We start from the raw sequence: 23,064 nt of genomic DNA, 5'->3' as shown, positions 1-23,064 counted from the left end.
GCTATAGTTTGCAAGCACCGCTTTCACAGCCATCATCTTGATCATCATTAGCACCGTCACGAGTGTTATGGTAATACAAGGTCTTCACACCATACTTATAGGCAGTAAGTAGATCTTTTAGCAAAAGCTTCATGGGCACTTTTTCATTTTCAAAACGAGCTGGGTCGTAATTGGTATTGGCAGAAATAGACTGATCAACAAACTTCTGCATGATACCAACAAGCTGCAAATAACCTTCGTTACTCGGAATACTCCATAGTAACTCATAAGCATCACGTAAACGCTTAAATTCAGGTACCACTTGTTTCAGAATACCGTCTTTACTGGCCTTCACACTCACATAACCCCGTGGAGGTTCGATGCCATTGGTACTATTGGTGATTTGGCTAGATGTCTCGCAGGGCATCAGCGCAGTTAAGGTACTATTACGCAAACCGTGGTCTTTAATCTGCTGGCGTAAAGCGTTCCAATCTAGCAACAGTTCTTGATCGCAGAACTTATCAACATCTTTTTTGTAGCTATCAATGGGCATCACGTCCTGGGCATAAAAAGTGTCATCATAGGCGGGACAAGCTCCTTGCTCTTGCGCCAAACGGCTAGAGGCTTGTAACAGGTAGTACTGTGCTGCTTCAAACGTACGGTGAGTGAGTGCATTACCCGACCCATCAGAATACTTAGCACCATTCTTGGCAAGATAATAGGCAAAGTTTGTCACTCCTACACCCAATGTCCGGCGTTTCATACTGGCTTCATAAGCAGCTGGAACAGGGTATTCTTGGTAATCAAGTAGGCTATCTAAGGCGCGAACGATGAGGTCTGATAAGTTTTCCAATTCGTCCAAACTGTCTAAAGCACCTAAGTTAAAGGCCGATAGAGTACATAAAGCAATTTCACCACTAGCATCATCTATACTATTTAAAGGTGATGTTGGTAAAGTAATCTCTAAACACAAGTTACTCTGGCGCACAGGTGCCTTTTTAGGATCAAAGGCACTACGTGTATTACAGTGGTCCACATTTTGCAGGTAGATGCGTCCAGTCTGAGCTCGCTCTTGAGCAAACTTGCTAAACAGATCTACCGCTTTGACAGTGCGTTTACGGATGGTGTCATCTGCCTCATAGGTGGCGTAAAGTCGCTCAAACTCATCTTGATCAGCGAAGAAAGCATCGTATAGGCCTGGCACATCTGAAGGGCTGAATAAGGTGATATTGCCACCCTTAATCAAGCGCGTATACATCAACCGGTTAAATTGCACACCATAATCCATGTGACGGGCACGGTTTTCCTCTACACCACGATTATTTTTTAACACCAATAAGGACTCAACTTCTAAGTGCCAAATAGGATAAAACAAAGTGGCTGCACCACCACGAACACCACCTTGCGAACAACTCTTAACAGCAGTTTGAAAGTGCTTGATAAATGGAATCATTCCAGTGTGGAATGCTTCGCCTCCACGAATCGGGCTGCCCAATGCACGTAACCGGCCAGCATTAATACCGATACCGGCACGCTGGCTAACATACTTAATAATAGCAGACGAAGTGGCGTTGATTGAATCTAGCGAATCCCCACACTCTATAAGTACGCAGGAGCTAAACTGGCGCGTAGGTGTACGGACACCAGCCATGATCGGCGTCGGCAAAGAGAGTTTGAATAAAGACACGGCATCATAAAACCGCTGCACATAGTCTAAACGTGTAGCCTTAGGATACTTAGAGAACAAACAAGCACCCACCAGCATGTACAAAATCTGAGCGCTTTCGTGGATTTGGCCCGTGACTCGATTTTGTACCAAGTACTTGCCTTCCATTTGCTTAACCGCAGCGTAACTAAAGTTCATGTCACGAGAGTGGTCTAAATATCTGTTCAGTTGATCAAATTCAATTTCGGTATAATCTTTCAACAAATCACTGTCGTAAGTTTTGAGCGCAACCATTTTTTTCACGTGCTCGCCCAAATGTGGCGGTTCAAAACAGCCAAAGGCGCGCTTTCGTAGATGAAAGATGGCCAATCTAGCTGCCAAATATTGGTAATCTGGAGTCTCTTCAGAAATTAGGTCAGCAGCAGACTTAATGATGGTTTCATGAATATCCGCAGTAGGGATGCCATCAAAGAACTGAATATGTGCTTTCAGCTCTACTTGAGAAACCGAAACATTTTCCAAGCCTTCTGCGGCCCAGTCTATGACACGGTGAATCTTTTCTAAGTCTATTTTTTCTTGTCTTCCGTTACGCTTTGTGACCATCAAATCTTGCATTGATTTGCCTATGTTTTTTTGTTGACATGCACTCTTTTTCAGCTTTAAAGCTGGAGGTCCGTGGTATATTTAGAAGTTTAAGCATACAGTGATCAAAACACCCTCAATCACTACATATTGTGCCTCAAAACATAATACAGCACTAAATATAGACATTTGACTTGATAAAATCAAGCCTAAAAGAGTCAAAAAACTACCTAGTCGGCCTTGACAAAGTGCTAGGCCAGACAGCCCGTGCGTCTCCACTCAGGAATATATTTGTAATTTTTTTGTAAACCATAAATACACCATTGTTGAGAAAATATGGGATTGCAATAAGCCGCCTGATACAATAGAAACTTCTGAATTAACGGTAGTTAAAAGGATTTCTTAGCCTATGTCTCAAATAACCGTAGCAGTTGGCGATCTCTCAGTAAGTAACACCCTGCCATTTACCCTATTTGGTGGAATGAATGTACTTGAATCAAAGGACCTTGCTCTAGAAATTGCCGACCATTATGTAAACACTGCGCAAAAGCTCGGCATCCCCTACGTATTTAAAGCGTCCTTTGATAAGGCCAACCGTTCATCTGTTAATTCTTTTCGCGGCCCAGGCCTTGATAAAGGCTTAGAAATACTTGCGGCGGTAAAATCAACCTACAACGTTCCTATCATTACTGATGTCCATGAACCACATCAGGCTCAAGCTGCTGCGGAAGTAGCCAATGTTATTCAGCTACCTGCATTTCTGTCCCGCCAGACCGACCTAGTGGTTGCCATGGCAAAAACTCAGGCTGTTATTAACATTAAAAAGGCTCAATTTTTAACGCCTAATGAAATGGCCCATATCATTACTAAATTTAAAGAAGCTGGCAACGACAAGTTAATGTTATGCGAACGGGGCAGTAGTTTTGGCTACAATAACCTGGTGGTGGACATGCTGGGTTTTGGTATTATGAAACAGTTTGGCCACCCACTATTATTTGACGTAACCCATGCGTTGCAAATCCCTGGAGGGCAGTCACACGCAGCTGATGGTAGACGCTCTCAAGTCACCCAACTTGCACTAGCAGGCATGTCTCAAGGCATTGCCGGATTGTTTCTTGAAGCCCACCCTGACCCAACTAAAGCCAAGTGTGATGGCCCGTGTGCCCTCCCGCTGGCAAAGCTAGAGGCTTTCTTAAGCCAGGTGAAGGCTATTGATGACTTAGTAAAGTCATTACCAGCACTTAATACTTAACGTTAAGTTGCTAACCTTTAGCGCCTGACAGCACAAACTCTACTTTAGTTGACGTATGTTCGTGCTGATGGTGCCAAGATTCGGTATTCTGCCAATGACTCACCCAGTCTGTATCTAGCTGTGGCCGCGCTAGCAGCCGCTGCTTACGAATATGTGAAGGCGTTTCCACAAAAAGCGATAGGTGTACCATGCCGCGCAAAGGTGCGCTAAAAGAAAACACACCGTCAATAAGCAGTACTCCAGTAGGCAGTAACTCGACCACTTGATCACTTTCGCCATCTAGCCAATGAAACGGCTTGTATCTTGCACAAAGGCCTTTACTCAACGGCTTAAGCACCTTGTGTTTGAACTCCATCACATTAAAATACGCTTGACGAGCGGGCATATGCTGCAATTGTGTTCTTTGATTTGCACTAAGCGGATGATAAAAACTATCTAACTTGAGCACCTGAGGGTGTGCCCAAGGCTCTATTTCTGCCGCTAACGCTTGGCATAAAGTAGACTTTCCTGCACCACCACAACCGTCTATAGCGATCACTAAAAGCTGATCTTGTTGATATCGAACTTGGGCTAATTTAGCGATGCGTTGGATTTGTTCTAACCACATTCTCCCCCCATGGAAAATACCTAAGCAGGTGTCAACAGAGATAATCTGCACAGTATAATCGCGCAGATTATCATACACTCTTAACATCTTCATCTTGAACTAAACCAAACCTTGAGCAAACTTTAGTATTATCACTTGCACTAGGGGGATTTGTTACCTAGTATCGTCATTAATTGTTATTCCACTTTTGTCATGATCGCTTATGCTTCTAGTCATTTCGCCCGCCAAAACCCTAGATTTTGAAACTCTCAGCCACACACAGCTGCTTAGCCAAGGAGAGTATCTGGCCCAAGCTCAGGACTTAATTGACGTACTGGCCCCCATGGCTCCCCAAGACATTGCCCAGCTAATGAAGCTGAGTGATAAATTAGCAGCACTTAACACTGCCCGTTACGGTAGTTGGCATACACCTTTTACCATTGATAACGCAAAACAAGCCATTTTGGCTTTTAAAGGCGATGTCTATACTGGCCTTGAGGCGCAAACTTTAACTGATGCTCAGCTCCAATTTAGCCAATCTCACCTACGCATTTTATCTGGTCTATACGGCTTATTAAGGCCGCTGGATTTAATGCAGGCATACCGCTTGGAAATGGGCACCAAATTAGCCAACCCTAAAGGCAAGGACCTCTACGCATATTGGGGCAATACCCTTACGGAAGGACTCAACAAGTTGCTGATTCAAGAAACTAATCCTATATTAGTTAACCTTGCTTCCAATGAATACTTCAAAGCTGTGAACACCAAAGAGTTGGCTGGACGCATAGTCACGCCGGTATTTAAAGATCGTAAGCGCGGTAATTACAAAATCATTAGCTTCTTTGCAAAAAAAGCCCGTGGCATGATGACCCGTTATATCATCGAGAATGAACTCACAGATGTTGAAGGTATTAAAGCTTTTGATAAGTTGGGGTACTACTATAGTGAAGAACAAAGCACCGACAACCAATGGGTATTTTTACGGGAAGAAGTGTAAGCAGGTCTATGCCAACCAAAGCCAAAAAAAACCATACCGCCCTGCTTTACCTATAGCAATAAGGCTAAAACAGAGCCTCTTTCGCCAACCCAAATAACCTGCGGCCAGACAAAAACCATCACCAATGATGGGCACCCAACTCAGCAAGAGCAGCCAGGCACCGTAGTGGTGCAGTTGGTCAATGCGCTGGGCAGACAAGGTAAACATCTTTTCTAAACGGTACCTCATGCTTTTCTGAGGGATAGCTTGGTTTTGCGTGTGCCTCAGCCTAAACGCCAGTAGGCCGCCCATAAAAAAGGTTACATATGCACCTAAGCTGTTACCTGCAGTTGCAATGAGCCACAACCAAAATGCATTCTCTGGTTGCTCTACTAACATGGCAGCCAACAAAATTTCTGAACCACCGGGTAACAGTGTTGCAGCTAAAGCGCTATACCCAAATAAAGCAAACCAAGACACCCTATTAACTCATTGGGTAAATAGATTCTGCGTATGTATGCAGTTCTTCAAGAATGGCGATTTGAGCAGGGTCTTTAGTATTTTGACCCAACTCATTAAGTTCTTTAGCAAAGTGCTCATAGGTCCGAGCCCCAGAAGCGCTGGCATCAAGTAAGCGTTCACTACGAAATGCTTCCCATGCTTGCATTTCATCACCGCTTAAAAGATGTGGGTAATTACGGGCTTTTAAGCGAAATAACATGGCTTCTAAACGGCTGTCAGTAAAAGAAAATTCACCTTCGCTCCAGGTTTCTGGGTCTTGCTGATGCACTTTCTGCATCAGCTTGCGGTCATTGTCACTAAAAAAGCCACCTCCATAAAGCCCTGCATCTGGATCTACAGCAGGAAAATCAGGCCGATTAGCAAACGCTTCAACCAGCGCCTGACATAACTCCGAATCTTGCCGCAAATATTGTAAATGCGTCTGACATTGAGCTTTATCAATACTAAATTTTTGGGCTTGCTCATCGGCTAAAGTTTGTAATGGGGCCACCACAGGACATTTATTAACATGAATTTCTTTCACAGCTGGACGAATAGTGTCTGTGGAAAGTTGGTTTCTGGGGCTAAACAAGAGTTCTTGTAACCGCGCCGAACTGTAGCCTTGCCACAACCGTGGATCTTGACGTAAATCAAATACCAGCACACCATTGTTATTACTCGGGTGTTTTGAAAAAGCCCCTACTAATGACAAATAACCGTTGCCGCGTCCATACATGGAAGAAACGTGCAACACTGGCTTACGCATTTGTAAATCTAACTGCCCCCATACTTGGGCTTTATGTTTAAGCTGGAACACGTAATTATATAGGCGGGGCTGGGCTTTTTTGAGCAACCGAGCTAATTCAATAGTAGCGCGCACATCCGCTAAGGCATCATGGGCATTGGTGTGTTCTATGCCGTTAGCAGGCGCAAGCTGGTCGAGTTTAAGAACAAGTTCACCCACTTCATTGTGGGGCCAGTTAATACCCTCAGGTCGTATGGATGATGCAGTGCGCACAAGATCAATCAAATCCCAGCGGCTATTACCACCCTGCCATTCACGGGCATAGGCATCAAAGAAGTTACGATACAGGCCAAAGCGGGTGAATTCATCATCAAAGCGCAAACTGTTATAACCTAGGCTGCAGGTACCAGGCTGGCTCATTTGGTCATTAATAAGGGTCATGAATTCAACTTCTGGCATCCCTTCTTGAAGACATTTTTGTGGTGTGACGCCAGTCACCAAACAGGCACCTGCTGATGGAAGGTAGTCATCGGCAGGACGGCAATACCACATCATGGGCTCACCAATAGGATTAAAATCTAGATCAGTGCGAATGGCTGCAAATTGTGAAGGACGGTCCCAGCGGGGGTCCAAACCAAAAGTTTCGTAGTCATGCCATAGCAATGTTTGAGTTTGGTCCGGTTGATAAGCCAAGCGAGAGTTCCTTTAAGGGCTGTGCCGATGTTTACCGACGATAGGTTTGTTCTACGAATGGCATTTTACACACTCTGCAAGGCAATTGCTTGCCACGCACTAGAGCAAACACTTGAGTGCCAATGCTGCTATAGGCGTTATCAAGGTAGCCCATGGCTAGAGGAGCACCTAAGCTAGGGCCAAACCCACCAGAGGTCACCACTCCAATCACATCACCATTGGCTGTAACCAACTCAACACCCTCACGTACTGGGGCTTTACCATCTGGTAGCAAACCAACACGGCGGCGTATTGTGCCGTTAACCATTTCAGCGAGAATAACTTCTGCACCAGGAAATCCGCCTTCACGGTTTCCACCCATGCGACGACTTTTTTGAATACCCCAATTTAAGTTAGCAGAGATTGGCGTCGTTTCTTGGTTTAGATCGTGGCCATACAAACACAGGCCTGCCTCTAAACGCAGAGAATCACGGGCGCCTAAACCAATCCATTCCACCTCGTCAAAGGCCAATAAACTTGCGGCAAGAGCTTCTGCGTGATCATTTGCCACAGAAATTTCAAACCCGTCTTCACCCGTGTAACCTGCGCGGCCAATAAAACAATCGTGACCCAAAATAGAGACCGCTCTTGCATCCATAAAACGCATGTCCGCAACCTCTGGCGCAAAGCGAGCCAGCACTTCACCGGCCATCGGGCCTTGCAGGGCCAACAAAGATCGGTCATTGAGCACTTGTAGTTTAATGTCACTGCCAAAATGCGCACGCATATGAGCAATGTCTTGCTCTTTGCACCCCGCGTTGACGACAACAAAAAAATGGTCACCGGCGTTAGTCACCATCAAATCGTCCATAATGCCGCCCATAGCGTTAGTGAAAAAACCATAACGTTGGCGCCCTTCAGCTAGGGTCACATAATCGGCTGGGATTAAACTTTCTAAAGCCAGAGCCACAGCTTCCATCGACGCACCTGTAAGGCGCACTTGACCCATATGGGAAACGTCGAAAAGACCTGCTTGAGCACGACAATGTAAATGTTCTTGTTTTACACCCATGGTGTATTGCACAGGCATGTCGTAGCCAGCAAAAGGAACCATTTTGGCTCCTGCTTCAATATGCATGGCATGAAAAGGAGTAATTAACAAAGAATCAGACATTGGCTTCTCGCGGCTTTAATTGCAATTAAGGTTCTGCGGCGATTATAAGCAAGTTTCCTATAGGAAACAAATTTTCTTTATACTGTTGTCCATGTATTGAGGGATTATCGGGCAACTACCCATAATACTAGCGCATCTTTCTCGCTCAAGCTTACTAAAGCATGACCCATATTGGCGTCGTAGTACATACTATCACCAGCCACCATCGCTACGGGTTCATAGAACTCAGTATACAGAGCTAATTCGCCTTCCAAGACTAATAAAAACTCTTCGCCTTCATGGCGAACCCAATCGCCAAAGTCATCAAAACTACGTGCTCGAACACGAGTCTTAAAGGGTACCATCTTTTTCCGGGCAAGGTCTGTTGATAGCAGCTCGTGTTCGTAAGTGCTTGTTGGGTGGGGTGTGCCCTCCCCCGACTTTGTGAGCACTCTCCGCCCAGAAGCCATGGTACTGCGGGGCTTAGCGAAAAGTTGAGGGATATCAATTTGCAGTCCATTGGCGAGCTTTTGTACTGCCGTAAAGGTGGGTGAAATCTGCTCATTTTCAATTTTGGAAAGAGTTGAGCGAGCCAACCCTGTTTTTTGGCTCGCCTCTTCCAACGTTAAACTCAAGCTCTGGCGAATTTCCCGTAAGCGCTTGCCTAGCTGGAGTGGCTCTACATTAGTTTGCAGGCCAGAACCTGACTCAATCTTTAACTCTGGCATATCGGGTTGTTCTGCGGACATGGTATAGCTCGTTGGTTTAACAGGTTAAAGCCTATGCTAACACGGTGCCCGTCTGGCGTCATGCCATGAGACTAAGGACCCTACTTACAGGAAACATAACAGGGAAATATTTCCTATATGCTAATTTATTGATTGAAAGGAATCAAAATGATATGCTTACAGCCAGTTACATTGGTCTGCCAACTGCAAACCCTTGAGCACCTTAATAATTGTTATCAGGAACCAAAAATCATGAGCAATATTCCTGCTGAATTGCTTTATACCGAATCCCACGAATGGTTAGCTGACAATGGCGACGGTACCGTTACTGTTGGTATTACCCACCACGCCCAAGAATTATTGGGTGATATTGTATTTGTTGAAGCTGCCGACGTTGGCCGCAATCTTGACGCTGGCGAAGAGTATACAGTCATTGAATCTGTTAAAGCGGCCTCAGACTCATACTCTCCTATAGCTGGCGAAATTATTGCCTTTAACGAAGCCTTAGAAGATGCACCTGAAACTGTTAACGAAGACCCTTACATTGAGGGTTGGATCATGAAACTTAAATTGGCGGACGACGCTGATTTGACGGTGCTCCTTAGCGCTGAAGCCTATACCGACGTTGTTACTGGCGAAGACTAAGCCACGACTTCTATCCCACAAAGCCCGTCTTGTGCGGGCTTTGTGGGTTGTTAATTGCACCTAGTGAGGATTCCCTATGTCTGCACCTACTCTCGCCCGAACACCTATCGCACAACTTCTTCAAACCAACGCCTTTATCGACCGTCATATTGGCCCCAGTAACGCTGAAAACGAAGCCATGCTGAACCACCTCCAAGTGTCCAGCATTGATGAGCTGTTAGACCAAACAGTGCCTGACAGCATTCGTTTACACCAACCGTTAGATTTACCGACCTCTCAATCTGAAGTAGACACCCTAGCCCAACTCAAAGAGATGGCCAGCAAGAACATAGTTAATGTGTCTTGTATTGGCATGGGCTACAGCAACACGTTGGTGCCTAACGTTATTTTACGTAATGTCATGGAAAACCCAGCTTGGTATACAGCCTATACACCGTATCAGCCAGAAATCGCCCAGGGCCGCTTAGAAGCACTGCTCAACTACCAGCAGATGATCATGGATCTTACGGGCATGGAGTTGGCCAACGCCTCATTGTTAGACGAAGCTACGGCAGCAGCAGAGGCCATGGCCCTGTGTAAACGTGCCAACAAAAAGAAGAGCGTAACCTTCTTTGTAGATGACAATACCCACCCACAAAATATTTCTGTAATACGTACCCGTGCAGAATACTTTGGGTTTGAAATTGTTACGGGCAACCCTGCAACAGATTTAGCCCAACACGATGTATTTGGCGTGATGGTGCAGTACCCTGGTAGTGACGGCTCTATCTGCGACTTAAAAAGCATCATTGATGTAGCCCATGAACAAAAAGCACTCGTTGCTGTGGGCGCAGATATTATGAGCTTGGTATTACTCCAATCACCAGGCCAATTAGGTGCAGACGTGGTGTTTGGTTCTAGTCAGCGTTTTGGCGTACCTTTAGGTTTTGGTGGCCCACATGCTGCATTCTTTGCTAGCAAAGATGAATACAAACGTTCTATTCCGGGTCGTATTATTGGTGTTTCCATTGATACCAAGGGCAAGCCTGCATTGCGCATGGCTATGCAAACCCGTGAACAACATATTCGCCGTGAAAAGGCCAACTCCAACATTTGTACAGCCCAAGCATTATTAGCCAACATGTCATCTTTCTATGCTGTATACCACGGTCCAGCTGGCCTACGTACTATTGCTAGCCGCATTCAACGTTTAACGGCCATTTTAGCCGCTCAACTAGATACTTTAGGTTTCCCAGCTAATAACCAAACCTTCTTCGACACCTTAACCTTAGCCACCAATGGCCAACAGGATGCCATTTACCAGCGCGCGCTTGATGCAGGTTATAACTTACGTAAGGTCGGCACTGATTGCTTAGGCATTAGCCTTGACGAAACCACCCAAGTGATTCATATCCAAGGTTTGTTAAACATTGTCGCTGGCGCCCAAGTAGATTTTAACTTAGCCGCCACAGATAGCCTATGCAGCAGTATTAACATGGGTATGGCCGATGAATTAATGCGTAAAGACGCCATCCTTGAACACCCTGTTTTTAATAGCCACCATAGCGAAACAGACATGGTGCGCTACTTGAAGAAGTTAGAAAACAAAGACTTCTCTTTGGTTCATGGCATGATTCCATTAGGTTCTTGTACCATGAAACTTAACGCTACTGCACAAATGGCAGCAGTCACTTGGCCTGAATTTGCCAACATGCACCCATTTGCACCTACAGATCAAACCCACGGGTATATGGAACTAATTCGCTCCTTAGAGGCACAGTTGGTAGAAATTACCGGTTACGATCACGTGTCTATGCAGCCTAACTCTGGCGCCCAAGGTGAATACGCAGGCCTTGTAGCTATTCGTAAATACCAAGCCAGTATTGGTGAAGGCCATCGAAAGGTTTGTATCATCCCAAGCTCTTCACACGGCACCAACCCTGCCAGCGCTTCCATGGTGGATATGACGGTAGTTGTAGTAGGTTGCGATAACTTTGGTAACGTTGATGTTGCAGACCTTAAGGCCAAGGCAGAACAACATGCAGAGCAACTGTCTTGCTTAATGATCACCTACCCTTCAACCCACGGAGTGTATGAAGAGAGTGTGGTGGAAATTTGCCAAATTATTCATGACAACGGTGGCCAAGTATATATGGATGGCGCTAACATGAATGCTCAAGTAGGCATCAGCAAGCCTGGCTTTATTGGTTCTGACGTATCACATCTTAACTTACACAAAACCTTTGCTATTCCTCATGGCGGTGGCGGCCCTGGTATGGGCCCTATAGGTGTAAAAGCTCACCTTGCGCCTTTTTTGCCCAATCACCCGGTCGTGCCCGTGCATGGCAACAACAATGGTAATGGTGCAGTTTCTGCAGCACCTTATGGCAGTGGTTCGATTTTACCTATATCTTGGGCTTACATTAATTTGTTAGGTTCAGAGGGTTTACAACAATCCACAGCCCAAGCTATCTTGAGCGCTAATTACATGGCTTCACGATTGAGTGAGCACTTCCCAATTTTGTATCGCGGTCGTAATGACCGTGTCGCCCATGAATGTATTATTGATATTCGCCAACTTAAAGAAACCACTGGCATCAGTGAAGAAGACATCGCTAAGCGGTTAATGGACTATGGTTTCCATGCACCTACTATGTCTTTCCCAGTGGCAGGCACCTTGATGATTGAGCCTACAGAGTCTGAGCCAAAGCGTGAAATTGACCGTTTTTGTGATGCTATGGCGAGCATTCGTGAAGAGATTGCGAAAATCGAAACTGGTGAATGGAGTCCTAAGCATAACCCGCTAAAGATGGCTCCACATACCCAGTCAGATTTGGCCAGCCACGGCTGGAACCGTGGTTACTCTCGTACAGTGGCGGCTTTCCCAACTGCAGCCACCTTGGATGCTAAGTTTTGGCCTACGGTTAACCGTATAGACAACGTTTATGGCGACCGTAACCTTATTTGCTCTTGCCCACCAATGGAAGTTTACGAAAACTAGTAAGCACCACTCCACCCTGCCCCAGCAAAGTAGATATATTAACTTTATTGGGGCAAGGGTGTATGCACCTAGCCAATCCTAGTGGTTATCAAACTCTTGGCAAGTCAGTTGCCGATCCTCTTTTTTGCTGCTTTTTGGTAACCTCACAAAAGGCACACTCCGACGTTTGCTTGGCTTCAAAAAGACCGCCATTACAAGCTCCCAACCAGCGCTTTGCAAAGGCTTAATTTAGCCATTGACCCACGCCTAAATTTGCTATATTTTGCGACTAAATGACCCACTAAATATGAATTATTGATAGGCACCCTGTGAGAGCACTGAATCAACTTCTACCTTTATACTTAAGCTGTACGCTTTTGCTTATGGGCAATGGTTTGCTGTTTATTATTATCCCTATGAGCATGCGGCTAGATGGCCAAGATACGGACGCCATTGGCCTAGTTATGTCGCTTTATTTTGTAGGTATGTTATTAGGTTCTTTATACGGCAGACACCTTATAAGCCGTGTGGGTCATATTCGTATTTTTGCCGCCTGTGCTTCCGTCGCCACCATGTGTGCTTTGTTGCACAGCATTTGGTCCGTGCCTCTTGTGTGGGGTGTGTTGCGGGTATTGATTGGCTTTACTAATGCCACCTTTTTTATGACTATGGAAACATGGTTGAGCGAGAGCTCTACTAGTGAAAACCGTGCCACAGTGTTTGGAAGCTATCAGTTCGTCACCTATTTTGGATTGGCCCTAGGCCAGCTCATGCTTAATTTTGCCGAGCCACAAGACCCTATCCTCTATATCTACGTAGCCATGCTGTTTTGTTTATGCATGATTCCAGTACTCATGAGTCGGTCTGGTGGGCCACGAATAAATGAACCGGAAGCCATGCCATTAAAGATCCTTTACCGTACTTCACCCTTGGGTGTCGTAGGTATCATGATTTCTGGCATTTGTTTAGGCGCTTTGTACAATATGAGTAGTATTTACGGTGCCGATGTGGGCATGACTAAAAGTCAAATCGCTACCTTTATGAGTGCCACCATGGTTGGCGGGTTCTTATTACAGTTCCCCATAGGTAAGCTGGCCGATCTGTTTGACCGTCGTACAGTATTAGTAATGACCTTGCTAGTTGCCTGTTTGGCTGCCATGGTATTGCCGATTATGGCCGCACGGGGAGAAATGGCCATTACTATTGCTTGCGCCGTCATTCTTAGCGGTGCCTTGGCTTGCGTATACCCCATCGCCTTAGCAGACGCCTTTGACCGACTTAAACCCACAGAAATGGTAGCTGCCAGTGGCAAACTTATTTTGGCTTATGCAGCAGGTGGCGCCATAGGCCCCTATACGTCTTCGTTAGTAATGAAACAAATGGGAGCAGATGCCCTGTTTGGGTACTTGATTGTAGCTAGTTTAGTGTTAGTCGCCTTTGTCATGTACCGCATGAGTATTCGTTCAGCCGTGCCCGATGCACTGCAAGAGTCGTTCGTGGTACAAGGCATGACACCGATGGCCACCGAGCTTGACCCCCGTACAGAATATAACAGCCTCGATGAAACCAGTGTGGCTGCAGAGACGGTACTTTTATTAGCAGAAGAAAATCCAGAAGATGTGGTGGAAATTGCTGTAAGCGTAGCCCTTAACCAGCCAGAAGAAGCGGTAAACATTGCTCAGGCCACAGCCTACCATTACCCAGATGAAGCAGAAGCCTTAGCTATTGCCTTGGCCAATGAACTGCCGCACTTGAAGCTCGACATTATTACCAATGTAGCTGGCTCCGCCCCACTGTCTGGTGCAGCCTTAGCCCGCTATATGTGTGACTTAATCAAACAACAAAAGCTCAAGCCCGAGGCTAGCTTCCATGCCCTTAGCCGCCTTACTCTAAGGCTGCTAAATGAGGCACCACAGCAGGCAGCAGAAATTGCAGCCATCGTAAGCCACGAAATCGCTGATGATATGCCAGAACTAGTGGCTCGGATCGCGGTCTTAGCAGCAAAAGCTGCTCCAGATCAACGGGTAGAGGTTGCAACAGCTGTTACACAAGAGGTACCAGAGGCAAGCATAGAAGTTGCGGCAGGGGTGGCTGAAACTATAGCTGCAAGCCCAGATGAAGAATTACATACCTTCTTAGCTGCAGAAGAAGATGGCAACTATCTAGGCGAAGGTGCTGAGCTTGCTATTGCGCTAGTACAGGAAGCACCGGAACAAGCCTTTGACATCGCCACCGCGGTAGCTGGAATACTGCCAGAAGAAGCCGCTCAAGTGGCAGAGTCCATCGCTCAAACAGACCCTGAGCATGCCTCAGCTTTGGTGGGCAGTATCAGCGAAGTGGCACCGGGAATGGCCGATGACGTAATGTATGCTGTTGCTAGTTCACTGCCAGAACAGGCGGAGGAGTTACTTCAAGAGGTGTTGTTGGATGCTGAATCTAACCTTGCTTCAAACTTGGCCTAGCTAACAGGCCAAGTTTGAAGCAGCGCATCTGCAATAGCTTTATTGGCATCAGGAATAGTCATTTGCGGTAATGTCTGAGCGTCTACCCACATTACGGGTTGGCCTTCCATACCTTTGGCACTACCAGAAAAGTCTTTAACTAGATAAAAATACAAGGACACCTGTTTATCATTATAGTCGTGATGTACGGCCTTAAAAAGCTCACAAGTCTGCTGATTAATCTTTAAATCAACCTCTTCTTGGATCTCACGAGCTAAAGCTTGCATATGAGTTTCGTGAGTTTCTATTTTACCGCCAGGGAATTCCCACTTGCCACCTTGGTGTTGCCAATCAGCCCGCTGCGCCATAAGAATACGCTGTTGAGAATCAACTAAAATGGCTGCTACCACTTCCACACGTTTATTGATCACTGTTACCTTTAACTACGATAATCAGCGTTGATTTTTACGTAGTCGTAAGACAAGTCTGTGGTCCACACGGTTTCTTTGGCGTCGCCACGTTTTAAATCTACTCGAATAGTAATTTCTTCTTGATCCATGACCTTTTGGCCTGCAGCTTCTGTGTAGCTATTGGCACAGCCTCCTTGATCAACTAGTAGGCTATCACCTAAATGAATGGTGAGGGTGTTAACATCAAGATTTGGTACGCCAGAATAACCTACGGCGTTCAATATACGGCCCCAGTTTGGGTCACTAGCAAACATAGCCGTTTTAATTAATGGTGAATGAGCGATAGCGTAAGCCACTTGCAAACATTCTTCGCTATTAGCTCCACCTTCCACTTCTACACTGATGAACTTAGTGGCTCCTTCACCGTCCCGCACAATGGCGTGAGCTAGTTGCTGCATGAGTTCGGTCAAGGCCTTACTAAACTTAGCCACCAGTTCACTATCTTCATCTAAACACAACTCACTCGCGCCTGTTGCAATGAGAATGCATGAATCGTTAGTGGACATATCTCCGTCTACGGTAATACGATTGAAGCTTTGATTGACAGCTTGATTTAACAGGTCTTGAGTCAATGTGGGTGAACATTGCACATCAGTCGCAACAAACGCCAACATGGTGGCCATATTAGGCCGAATCATACCCGATCCCTTGGAGATACCAGTAAGACTAAAGGTCTGGCCAAAGTGTTCAATCTGCACGCTAGCACCTTTGGTGCGAGTATCCGTGGTTAATATGCCCCAAGCAGCGTCTTGCCAGCCGTTAACATCCAACTTGTTAATAGCATGGGGTAAACTTGTTACAATTTTTTCAATGGGGAGTTTTTCACCAATCACTCCAGTGGAAAACGGCAGTACTTGAGAGCTGTTCAAATTTAGGGCTTGAGCCAACTCGTTGCATGATGTAAGAGCGTCGGCATTACCAGCTGCGCCAGTGCCAGCGTTAGCATTGCCAGTATTGATGACTAAAGCGAGGGGGCTGTCATCTTGCAAATGGCGTCGGCACAGTTGTACTGGTGCTGCACAAAAAGCATTGGTTGTGAATACCCCAGCCATACTTGAACCAGCTTGGGCTTGCATTACCACCAGGTCTTTGCGACCTGGAATTTTAATGCTGGCATCTGTGGTACCCAATTGAAAACCTGCGATAGGATGATACTTCACTTCAGCTAACAGTCCAACTGCCATAATCTCGTCCCTAGTATATTATCTGTAACTAGCTAAGTTTGCCATGACACTGCTTGTATTTTTTCCCCGAACCACATGGACAAGGCTCATTGCGACCTACCTTGAATGAGGGTATTGCAGGATTTTTTGGGGTTGCCTCACGCTGTTGCTGCTGACCTGCGGTCTGAGCTTGTTCATGCCGGAACTGCATCGCCGCTTGAGCCTGTTCGCGTTTTTGACGTTCTTCTGCTTCAACTTCTGCTGGCGACCTAACTTGTACGTGGCTCAAGATACGAATAACGTCTTCTTTAATAGCAAAAAGCAGCTGCTGAAACAGGTCAAAGGATTCTCGTTTATATTCCTGCTTAGGGTTCTTTTGTGCATAGCCACGTAGATGAATACCCTGGCGTAACATATCCATGGTGGCTAAGTGCTCTTTCCAGCGGGAATCGATCACCTGCAGCATTACCTGCTTTTCAAAACCACGGATAGTTTCTGCTCCAACTACCTCAGTTTTGGACTGGTAACTCTCACTCAGTAGAGTTTGAATTCGTGTACGCAAACCTTCCTCTTCAAGGCGGTCATCACCATCAAGCCATTCTTGGACTGGCAAAGCCATACCAAATTGCTTTTCAAGTTCTGTTTCTAGGCCACTCACATCCCACTGTTCTGCAAGACTTTGTGGGGCGATGAAACTATCAATAGCACTATCCACTACTTCAGCACGAACATTAGTGATCACGTCTGCAATATCATCCGTAGACATTAACTCGTTGCGTTGATCATAAACCACGGTACGCTGATCGTTGGCCACGTCATCATATTCAAGCAATTGTTTACGCATGTCGAAGTTACGCCCTTCAACTTTACGTTGTGATTTTTCAATGGCGTTTGACACCATGCGGTGCTCGATAGCTTCGCCTTTTTCCATACCTAATTTTTGCATTAGGCCTTTAATACGTTCTGGCGCAAAAATACGCAGTAAGTTATCTTCTAACGATAAGAAGAAACGTGATGAACCTGGGTCACCTTGACGGCCAGCCCTACCACGCAATTGGTTATCGATACGGCGAGACTCATGCCGCTCAGTACCGATAATGTGAAGTCCGCCGGCGGCTAATACTAAATCGTGACGTATTTGCCAGTCTGCCTTAGCTGCTTGTATTTCGGCATCGGTGGCATTTTCACCTAGGGTGGCCAACTCAACTTCTAACTTACCACCCAAACCAATATCGGTACCACGGCCTGCCATGTTGGTGGCAATAGTGACAGCACCAGGGCGGCCTGCTTCTGCTATAATACTGGCTTCGCGTTCGTGTTGCTTAGCGTTGAGTACGTTGTGGGGAACATCAGCTTTGGTTAACGCTTGGGAAACCATTTCTGACATTTCAATTGACGCAGTACCCACTAATACTGGGCTCTGTTGTTTTACGCAGTGGCGAATGTCTTCAATAATAGCGTCAAACTTTTCTGCCATTGTTAGATACACAAGGTCGTTCATATCTTTACGTTTAACATCAACGTTAGTAGGGATCACTAACACATCTAAATCGTATATCTGATGTAGTTCAAATGCTTCGGTATCGGCAGTACCAGTCATACCAGCAAGCTTGTCGTACAAACGAAAGTAGTTCTGGAAAGTGGTAGAAGCCATAGTTTGGCTTTCTTTTTGAATGGTGACGCCTTCTTTAGCTTCGATGGCTTGGTGAATGCCTTCTGACCACCGGCGACCGGGCATCGTGCGGCCCGTATGTTCATCAACAATAACAATTTGGTCGTCTTGAACGATGTAATCTACATTGCGAGAGAATATAACGAGAGCTTTGAGTCCGGCATGTACGTGATGTAACAGTGTTAGATTAGTAGCTGCATAAAGACTTTCGCCGGCTGCCAGTAGCTCAGCGCCAACCAATAGCTCTTCAACAAATTGGTGACCTGCTTCTGTGAGCTCTATAGTCTTGTGGGATTCATCGTAGGTGTAATGGCCAGTGGGATCTTCATCACCTTCAACTTTTGGTTGAATTTCGAGTAGAGGCACCAAACCATTGACGGTAATGTACATTTGAGTGTTATCTTCAACGGGCCCAGAAATAATTAAGGGTGTGCGGGCTTCATCGATCAGTATAGAGTCCACTTCGTCAACAATGGCAAAGTTAAGAGGTCGTTGTACCTTATCCACAGCACTAAATGCCATGTTGTCACGTAGGTAATCAAATCCAAATTCATTATTGGTGCCGTAGGTAACATCACAGGCATAGGCAACACGTTTGACGGAACTGTCTTGGCCAGACAATATGATACCCACGGATAAGCCAAGGCCTTCATATATAGGACGCATCCACTCACCATCACGCTGGGCTAGGTAGTCATTTACTGTGACTACATGTACACCGTTAGCTGGAATAGCATTGAGGTAAACCGCCAACGTGGCCACTAAGGTTTTACCTTCACCGGTGCGCATTTCAGCCACTTTGCCTTGGTGTAAAGCCATGCCTCCAATCATTTGTACGTCAAAGTGACGTAACTCCATAAACCGGATCGAGGCCTCTCGGCAGACAGCAAATGCTTCAGGTAATAATTGATCTAAACTTTCGCCAGCCTCAAAACGCAGGTTAAATTCTACTCGTTTAGCTGCTAGATCAGCATCAGACAAAGGCTGCACAGTTTTCTCTAAGCCATTGACCTTACTTACAATTTTATTAAATCGCTTTACTTCACGATCATTTTTACTGCCAAAAAGTGATTTTAAAATCTGTACCATTATCTTGTCTTTTTATATGCGCTCATGCGCTTGTTAGGGATAAATGAGACGTTTATGATCTCTTCTATTACTATGGGGTCTTAGGCCTATTTTCAAAGGCCTAAAACGTAGAAAAGCCGGTGTTCTTTAGGAACACCAGCTTTTTCGTTGTTGTTTATTAGGCTGCGGCTGCGGCCGGGCTCATATAAGCAATAGGTGAGTCTGCCTCATCGTCGAATGTAACCACTTCCCACGCATCCTCTTGCGCCAATAACTCACGTAACAACATGTGATTTAAGCCATGACCTGACTTATGACCTTGGAACTTGCCAATGAGACTAAGGCCCAACAGGTACATATCGCCTACCGCGTCCAATACCTTGTGTTTAACAAATTCGTCTTGATAACGGAGGCCATCTTCATTAAGTACACGATAATCATCTACCGCGATGGCATTATCTAAACTACCACCTAACGCTAAATTTTTGGACCTAAGGTATTCAAAGTCTTTCATAAAGCCAAAGGTACGTGCTCGACTCACTTCTTTCACATAAGACGTACTCGAAAAGTCTAAATGGGTGGTGCAGTTTCGACTTTCAAAAAGTGGATGATCAAAGTCGATGGTAAAACCCACCTGAAAACCGTTAAACGGCTCTAATGACGCTTTTTTGTCGTCTTGAGTAACAATGATAGTCTTTTTAATACGAATGAATTTTTTTGGAGCATTCTGCTCTTCAACACCAGCAGACTGTAACAAGAAGATAAATGGTGCCGCACTGCCATCCATAATGGGCACTTCTTCGCTGCTTAGCTCTACGTATGCGTTATCTATACCAAGACCTGCAAAGGCCGATAGAAGATGTTCGACGGTGCAAACCCGTACGCCATCTTGCACTAGATTTGTAGATAGCGTGGTGTCTCCCACGTTAGCCGCCGTGGCAGCGATGGACACCACAGGATCGAGATCAGTTCGGCAAAATACGATGCCAACATTAGCCAAAGCAGGTTTCAATGTGAGGTAAACTTTTTTACCCGTATGAATACCAATGCCTGTGGCTCTAATAATATTTTTTAATGTACGCTGTTTGACCATAATGTCCTAAACCCTGCACTCGGGGATAGCCGAGTATTGTAGCACAAAAAATCTGTCTCTGGCGGTGACAAGACCCCCATTACAGGTAAAAAGCGCCAGCATCTAAGACCTAAGTCTTAATCAGCTTGACGCCGCAAAAAAGCAGGGATATCCAAATAATCAATATCGCCTTCAGAACTACTATCAGCATCCGTCGCCGAGCCACTCGTACGTGCATCACCAACTAACGCATCTTTAACAGTTGGCAATTCCATTTGATCGACCGTAGGACGTCTCATAGTATTATTGACCACAGCTTTCACCGTTGGTTCAATCTGTTGTGTATAACCGTAGCCTAGACCTGTAGCAACAACCGTTACTTTTAGCTCATCAGACAATTCAGGATCAATCACCGTACCAATAACCACGGTGGCATTGTCTGACGCGAACTCTTCTATAGTATTACCGACTTCTGAGAACTCACCCAAATTCATGTCTAGTCCGGCTGTAATATTGACCAAAATGCCTTTTGCACCTCGCAAGTCAACATCTTCTAGCAGCGGACTGCGTACCGCAGCTTCTGCAGCTTCACGGGCTCGGTCTTCACCTCGCGCCACGCCAGTGCCCATCATGGCCATGCCCATTTCGGACATTACCGTACGTACGTCAGCAAAATCTACGTTGATCATACCAGGCCGAGTAATTAGGTCGGCAATGCCTTGTACTGCACCTAAAAGCACATCGTTTGCGGTACTAAAAGCCGTCAGTAAACTACAGTTCTTACCCAACACAGGCAGCAGCTTTTCATTTGGTATAGTGATCAATGAATCTACGTGTTCCGCCAATTCTTTAAGGCCCTGCTCTGCGATAGCCATACGTTTACGTCCCTCAAATGGGAATGGCTTGGTCACAACAGCAACCGTTAAAATACCCATTTCACGAGCCACTTCAGCCACGATTGGTGCAGCTCCGGTACCCGTTCCGCCACCCATACCTGCGGTAATAAAGACCATATCAGCGCCTTGCAGAATACTTTCAATCTGCTCGCGGTCTTCGATGGCAGCTTCGCGGCCAACATTAGGATTAGCTCCAGCTCCCAAACCTTTAGTGATTTGAGCGCCTAGTTGAACCACCGATCGAGCCTCCATACCTCTAAGGGCTTGAGCGTCAGTGTTGGCACAAATAAATTCAACGCCGTCTATTTCACTAGACAACATATGACTTACAGCATTACCACCGCCACCGCCTACACCAATCACTTTAATGACTGCATTTTGCGGCACGTTATCGACTAATTCGTACATCGCCTTGCTCCTAGTCTATTTTATTGTTTTTCTAATAACGAGTCCTATCGTTTATCAGACTTCACTATCGACATCCACCTGGGTGACTTATCGTTAAAAATTTGATTTTACCCAAGTTTTAGCCTTGAGCAGCCATTGACTAGCTTCAAACCCCAAAGCCATCCTATTAGCCAACTTTACCTGGGCAGAAGGTCCTGCCTGTTGAGCATAATTTAACAACCCAACACAGGTGGAATACGTTGGATTATCCAACAATCCACTAGGCCCCTGCGCTTTATGCGGCTTGGCTAAGCGCACTGGCATATGAAAAATCTCTTCCGCCAACTCTACTGCACCTTCCATCTGCGCCGTACCACCCGTTAACACCATACCCGCTGCAATCAAATCTTCGTAACCACTGCGCCTTAATTCCGATTGAACTAGGGTGTACAGCTCTTCATAACGCGGCTCTACCACTTCAGCTAAGGCTTGGCGAGACAAGTCTCTAGCGGGACGATCACCCACACTAGGCACTTTAATACTTTCCGATAAATCGGTTAACTGTGCCAACGCACAGGCGTACCTTACTTTTACATCTTCCGCATGAACGGTTGGTGTGCGCAACGCCATGGCAATGTCGTTGGTCACTTGATCACCAGCTACTGGTATTACTGCCGTGTGGCGAATGGCGCCAGCAGTGAACACAGCAACTTCGATGGTGCCACCACCCATGTCGACTAAGCAAACACCTAATTCTTTTTCATCTTCTGTCAGTACAGCATAACTAGATGCCAAAGCGTTAAGAACAATGTTTTCCAACACCAAATCACATCGACTTACGCACTTTTCAATATTTTGCGCTACATTAAGAGCGCAAGTCACAATATGTACTTTTGCTTCCAGCCGCACACCGGCCATACCGAGAGGGTCTTGGATACCCTCCTGACCGTCAATCACATACTCTTGCGGCAAAATATGCAAAATTCTTTGATCAGTTGGGATCGCTACCGCCCTAGCCGCCTCGATCACACGTTCCAAATCAAGCTCAGATACTTCACCAGCCTGTATCGCTACTATGCCGTGAGAATTCATACTACTAATATGATTACCGCCAATACCTACGGTAACAGCGTTAATCTTACAGTCAGCCATTAATTCAGCTTCTTCGATGGCTCGCTTTACCGATAGCACGGTGAATTCAATATTAGCAACAATGCCACGCTTTAAACCCCGAGACGCTTGCGCTCCAATTCCCACAACTTGTAATTGACTATCATCACCAAGTTCCGCCACCATAGCGACCACCTTAGAAGTGCCAATATCCAACCCAACCACCATGGGTTTTATTGCTGTGTCTACCACCCAAATCTTCCCTTATTTATGTGTGTTTCAAGTGGCCAAAACAAGCCATTTAAATATTGTGTAATTATCCCACACTTTGCCCTCTAAGT

17 protein-coding genes are annotated in these 23,064 nt (G+C 45.8%); 5 read left to right on the top strand and 12 right to left on the bottom strand.

Translation table 11 applies throughout. From position 1 onward, the window contains the following. Position 1 precedes the first annotated feature (1 nt). Positions 2–2,260, bottom strand: a complete 2,259-nt coding sequence (nrdA, locus tag ABXT70_RS04120; RefSeq protein WP_443641908.1) for a class 1a ribonucleoside-diphosphate reductase subunit alpha — start codon at positions 2,258–2,260, stop codon at positions 2–4. 376 nt (positions 2,261–2,636) lie between these two features. Between nrdA and kdsA the strand changes: the two genes are divergently transcribed. Next, positions 2,637–3,479, top strand: a complete 843-nt coding sequence (gene kdsA / locus ABXT70_RS04115) for a 3-deoxy-8-phosphooctulonate synthase (protein ID WP_443641907.1) — start codon at positions 2,637–2,639, stop codon at positions 3,477–3,479. 10 nt (positions 3,480–3,489) lie between these two features. Here the strand turns inward: kdsA and ABXT70_RS04110 are convergent, their stop codons facing one another. Next, positions 3,490–4,179 (bottom strand): uridine kinase family protein, encoded by a 690-nt coding sequence (locus ABXT70_RS04110; RefSeq protein WP_443641906.1) that lies wholly within the window; start codon positions 4,177–4,179, stop codon positions 3,490–3,492. Between the two features lie 109 nt (positions 4,180–4,288). Here ABXT70_RS04110 and yaaA point away from each other — a divergent pair, with 109 nt between their 5' ends. Continuing rightward, positions 4,289–5,062: a peroxide stress protein YaaA gene (yaaA, locus tag ABXT70_RS04105; protein WP_443641905.1), complete on the top strand. Its 774-nt coding sequence runs from the start codon at positions 4,289–4,291 to the stop codon at positions 5,060–5,062. Positions 5,063–5,068: 6 nt separating this feature from the next. Here yaaA and ABXT70_RS04100 read toward each other — a convergent pair whose 3' ends face one another. The 4 genes from ABXT70_RS04100 to ABXT70_RS04085 all read right to left on the bottom strand — a co-directional run bounded on the left by ABXT70_RS04100 (position 5,069) and on the right by ABXT70_RS04085 (position 8,861). After that, on the bottom strand, positions 5,069–5,521 hold the full coding sequence (locus ABXT70_RS04100) for a YqaA family protein (protein ID WP_443641904.1): 453 nt from the start codon (positions 5,519–5,521) through the stop codon (positions 5,069–5,071). A 4-nt stretch (positions 5,522–5,525) separates the two neighbouring features. Further along, entirely contained in the window at positions 5,526–6,980 is a 1,455-nt protein-coding gene (gene sbcB, locus ABXT70_RS04095) for an exodeoxyribonuclease I (protein ID WP_443641903.1), read from the bottom strand. A 31-nt stretch (positions 6,981–7,011) separates the two neighbouring features. Next, complete coding sequence (gene gcvT / locus ABXT70_RS04090) at positions 7,012–8,133, bottom strand: glycine cleavage system aminomethyltransferase GcvT (RefSeq protein WP_443641902.1); 1,122 nt, start codon at positions 8,131–8,133, stop codon at positions 7,012–7,014. A gap of 104 nt (positions 8,134–8,237) precedes the next feature. After that, a complete protein-coding gene (locus ABXT70_RS04085) occupies positions 8,238–8,861 on the bottom strand; it encodes a helix-turn-helix domain-containing protein (RefSeq protein ID WP_443641901.1) in 624 nt (207 codons plus the stop codon). Positions 8,862–9,092: 231 nt separating this feature from the next. Between ABXT70_RS04085 and gcvH the strand changes: the two genes are divergently transcribed. The 3 genes from gcvH (at position 9,093) to ABXT70_RS04070 (ending at position 14,906) form a co-directional block, all read left to right on the top strand. Further along, positions 9,093–9,485, top strand: coding sequence for a glycine cleavage system protein GcvH (gcvH, locus tag ABXT70_RS04080; protein ID WP_443641900.1), 393 nt, complete (start codon positions 9,093–9,095; stop codon positions 9,483–9,485). Between the two features lie 76 nt (positions 9,486–9,561). After that, a complete protein-coding gene (gcvP, locus tag ABXT70_RS04075; protein WP_443641899.1) occupies positions 9,562–12,465 on the top strand; it encodes an aminomethyl-transferring glycine dehydrogenase in 2,904 nt (967 codons plus the stop codon). Positions 12,466–12,773: 308 nt separating this feature from the next. Continuing rightward, positions 12,774–14,906 carry an MFS transporter gene (locus ABXT70_RS04070; RefSeq protein ID WP_443641898.1) on the top strand — a complete coding sequence of 711 codons (2,133 nt, stop codon included), beginning with the start codon at positions 12,774–12,776 and terminating at the stop codon, positions 14,904–14,906. Here the strand turns inward: ABXT70_RS04070 and mutT are convergent. From mutT to ftsA, 6 genes are all read right to left on the bottom strand, one after another. Beyond that, positions 14,903–15,316: an 8-oxo-dGTP diphosphatase MutT gene (gene mutT / locus ABXT70_RS04065; protein ID WP_443641897.1), complete on the bottom strand. Its 414-nt coding sequence runs from the start codon at positions 15,314–15,316 to the stop codon at positions 14,903–14,905. The two genes, ABXT70_RS04070 and mutT, sit on opposite strands and share 4 nt — an antisense overlap. An 8-nt stretch (positions 15,317–15,324) precedes the next feature. Further along, entirely contained in the window at positions 15,325–16,539 is a 1,215-nt protein-coding gene (argJ, locus tag ABXT70_RS04060; RefSeq protein WP_443641896.1) for a bifunctional glutamate N-acetyltransferase/amino-acid acetyltransferase ArgJ, read from the bottom strand. 28 nt (positions 16,540–16,567) lie between these two features. Then, positions 16,568–19,282: a preprotein translocase subunit SecA gene (gene secA, locus ABXT70_RS04055; RefSeq protein WP_443642477.1), complete on the bottom strand. Its 2,715-nt coding sequence runs from the start codon at positions 19,280–19,282 to the stop codon at positions 16,568–16,570. Positions 19,283–19,436: 154 nt separating this feature from the next. Further along, a complete protein-coding gene (lpxC, locus tag ABXT70_RS04050; protein ID WP_443641895.1) occupies positions 19,437–20,351 on the bottom strand; it encodes a UDP-3-O-acyl-N-acetylglucosamine deacetylase in 915 nt (304 codons plus the stop codon). 116 nt (positions 20,352–20,467) lie between these two features. Next, positions 20,468–21,634: a cell division protein FtsZ gene (ftsZ, locus tag ABXT70_RS04045; RefSeq protein ID WP_443641894.1), complete on the bottom strand. Its 1,167-nt coding sequence runs from the start codon at positions 21,632–21,634 to the stop codon at positions 20,468–20,470. A 93-nt stretch (positions 21,635–21,727) separates the two neighbouring features. Next, positions 21,728–22,951 (bottom strand): cell division protein FtsA, encoded by a 1,224-nt coding sequence (gene ftsA, locus ABXT70_RS04040; protein ID WP_443642476.1) that lies wholly within the window; start codon positions 22,949–22,951, stop codon positions 21,728–21,730. Positions 22,952–23,064: the final 113 nt, after the last annotated feature.

This window comes from Candidatus Njordibacter sp. Uisw_039 (assembly GCF_047730075.1).
GTDB lineage: Bacteria > Pseudomonadota > Gammaproteobacteria > Pseudomonadales > Balneatricaceae > Njordibacter.
Note: the sequence above shows the minus strand (reverse complement) of the source record. Positions and strands in the feature narration are given on the sequence as shown.

What these genes read in the sequence shown, in the direction of transcription:
- nrdA (WP_443641908.1), bottom strand. Translation starts at nt 2,260, where the DNA reads ATGCAAGATTTGATGGTCACAAAGCGTAACGGAAGACAAGAAAAAATA.
- kdsA (WP_443641907.1), top strand. Translation starts at nt 2,637, where the DNA reads ATGTCTCAAATAACCGTAGCAGTTGGCGATCTCTCAGTAAGTAACACC.
- ABXT70_RS04110 (WP_443641906.1), bottom strand. Translation starts at nt 4,179, where the DNA reads ATGAAGATGTTAAGAGTGTATGATAATCTGCGCGATTATACTGTGCAG.
- yaaA (WP_443641905.1), top strand. Translation starts at nt 4,289, where the DNA reads ATGCTTCTAGTCATTTCGCCCGCCAAAACCCTAGATTTTGAAACTCTC.
- gcvT (WP_443641902.1), bottom strand. Translation starts at nt 8,133, where the DNA reads ATGTCTGATTCTTTGTTAATTACTCCTTTTCATGCCATGCATATTGAA.
- ABXT70_RS04085 (WP_443641901.1), bottom strand. Translation starts at nt 8,861, where the DNA reads ATGTCCGCAGAACAACCCGATATGCCAGAGTTAAAGATTGAGTCAGGT.
- gcvH (WP_443641900.1), top strand. Translation starts at nt 9,093, where the DNA reads ATGAGCAATATTCCTGCTGAATTGCTTTATACCGAATCCCACGAATGG.
- gcvP (WP_443641899.1), top strand. Translation starts at nt 9,562, where the DNA reads ATGTCTGCACCTACTCTCGCCCGAACACCTATCGCACAACTTCTTCAA.
- argJ (WP_443641896.1), bottom strand. Translation starts at nt 16,539, where the DNA reads ATGGCAGTTGGACTGTTAGCTGAAGTGAAGTATCATCCTATCGCAGGT.
- lpxC (WP_443641895.1), bottom strand. Translation starts at nt 20,351, where the DNA reads ATGGTCAAACAGCGTACATTAAAAAATATTATTAGAGCCACAGGCATT.
- ftsZ (WP_443641894.1), bottom strand. Translation starts at nt 21,634, where the DNA reads ATGTACGAATTAGTCGATAACGTGCCGCAAAATGCAGTCATTAAAGTG.
- ftsA (WP_443642476.1), bottom strand. Translation starts at nt 22,951, where the DNA reads ATGGTGGTTGGGTTGGATATTGGCACTTCTAAGGTGGTCGCTATGGTG.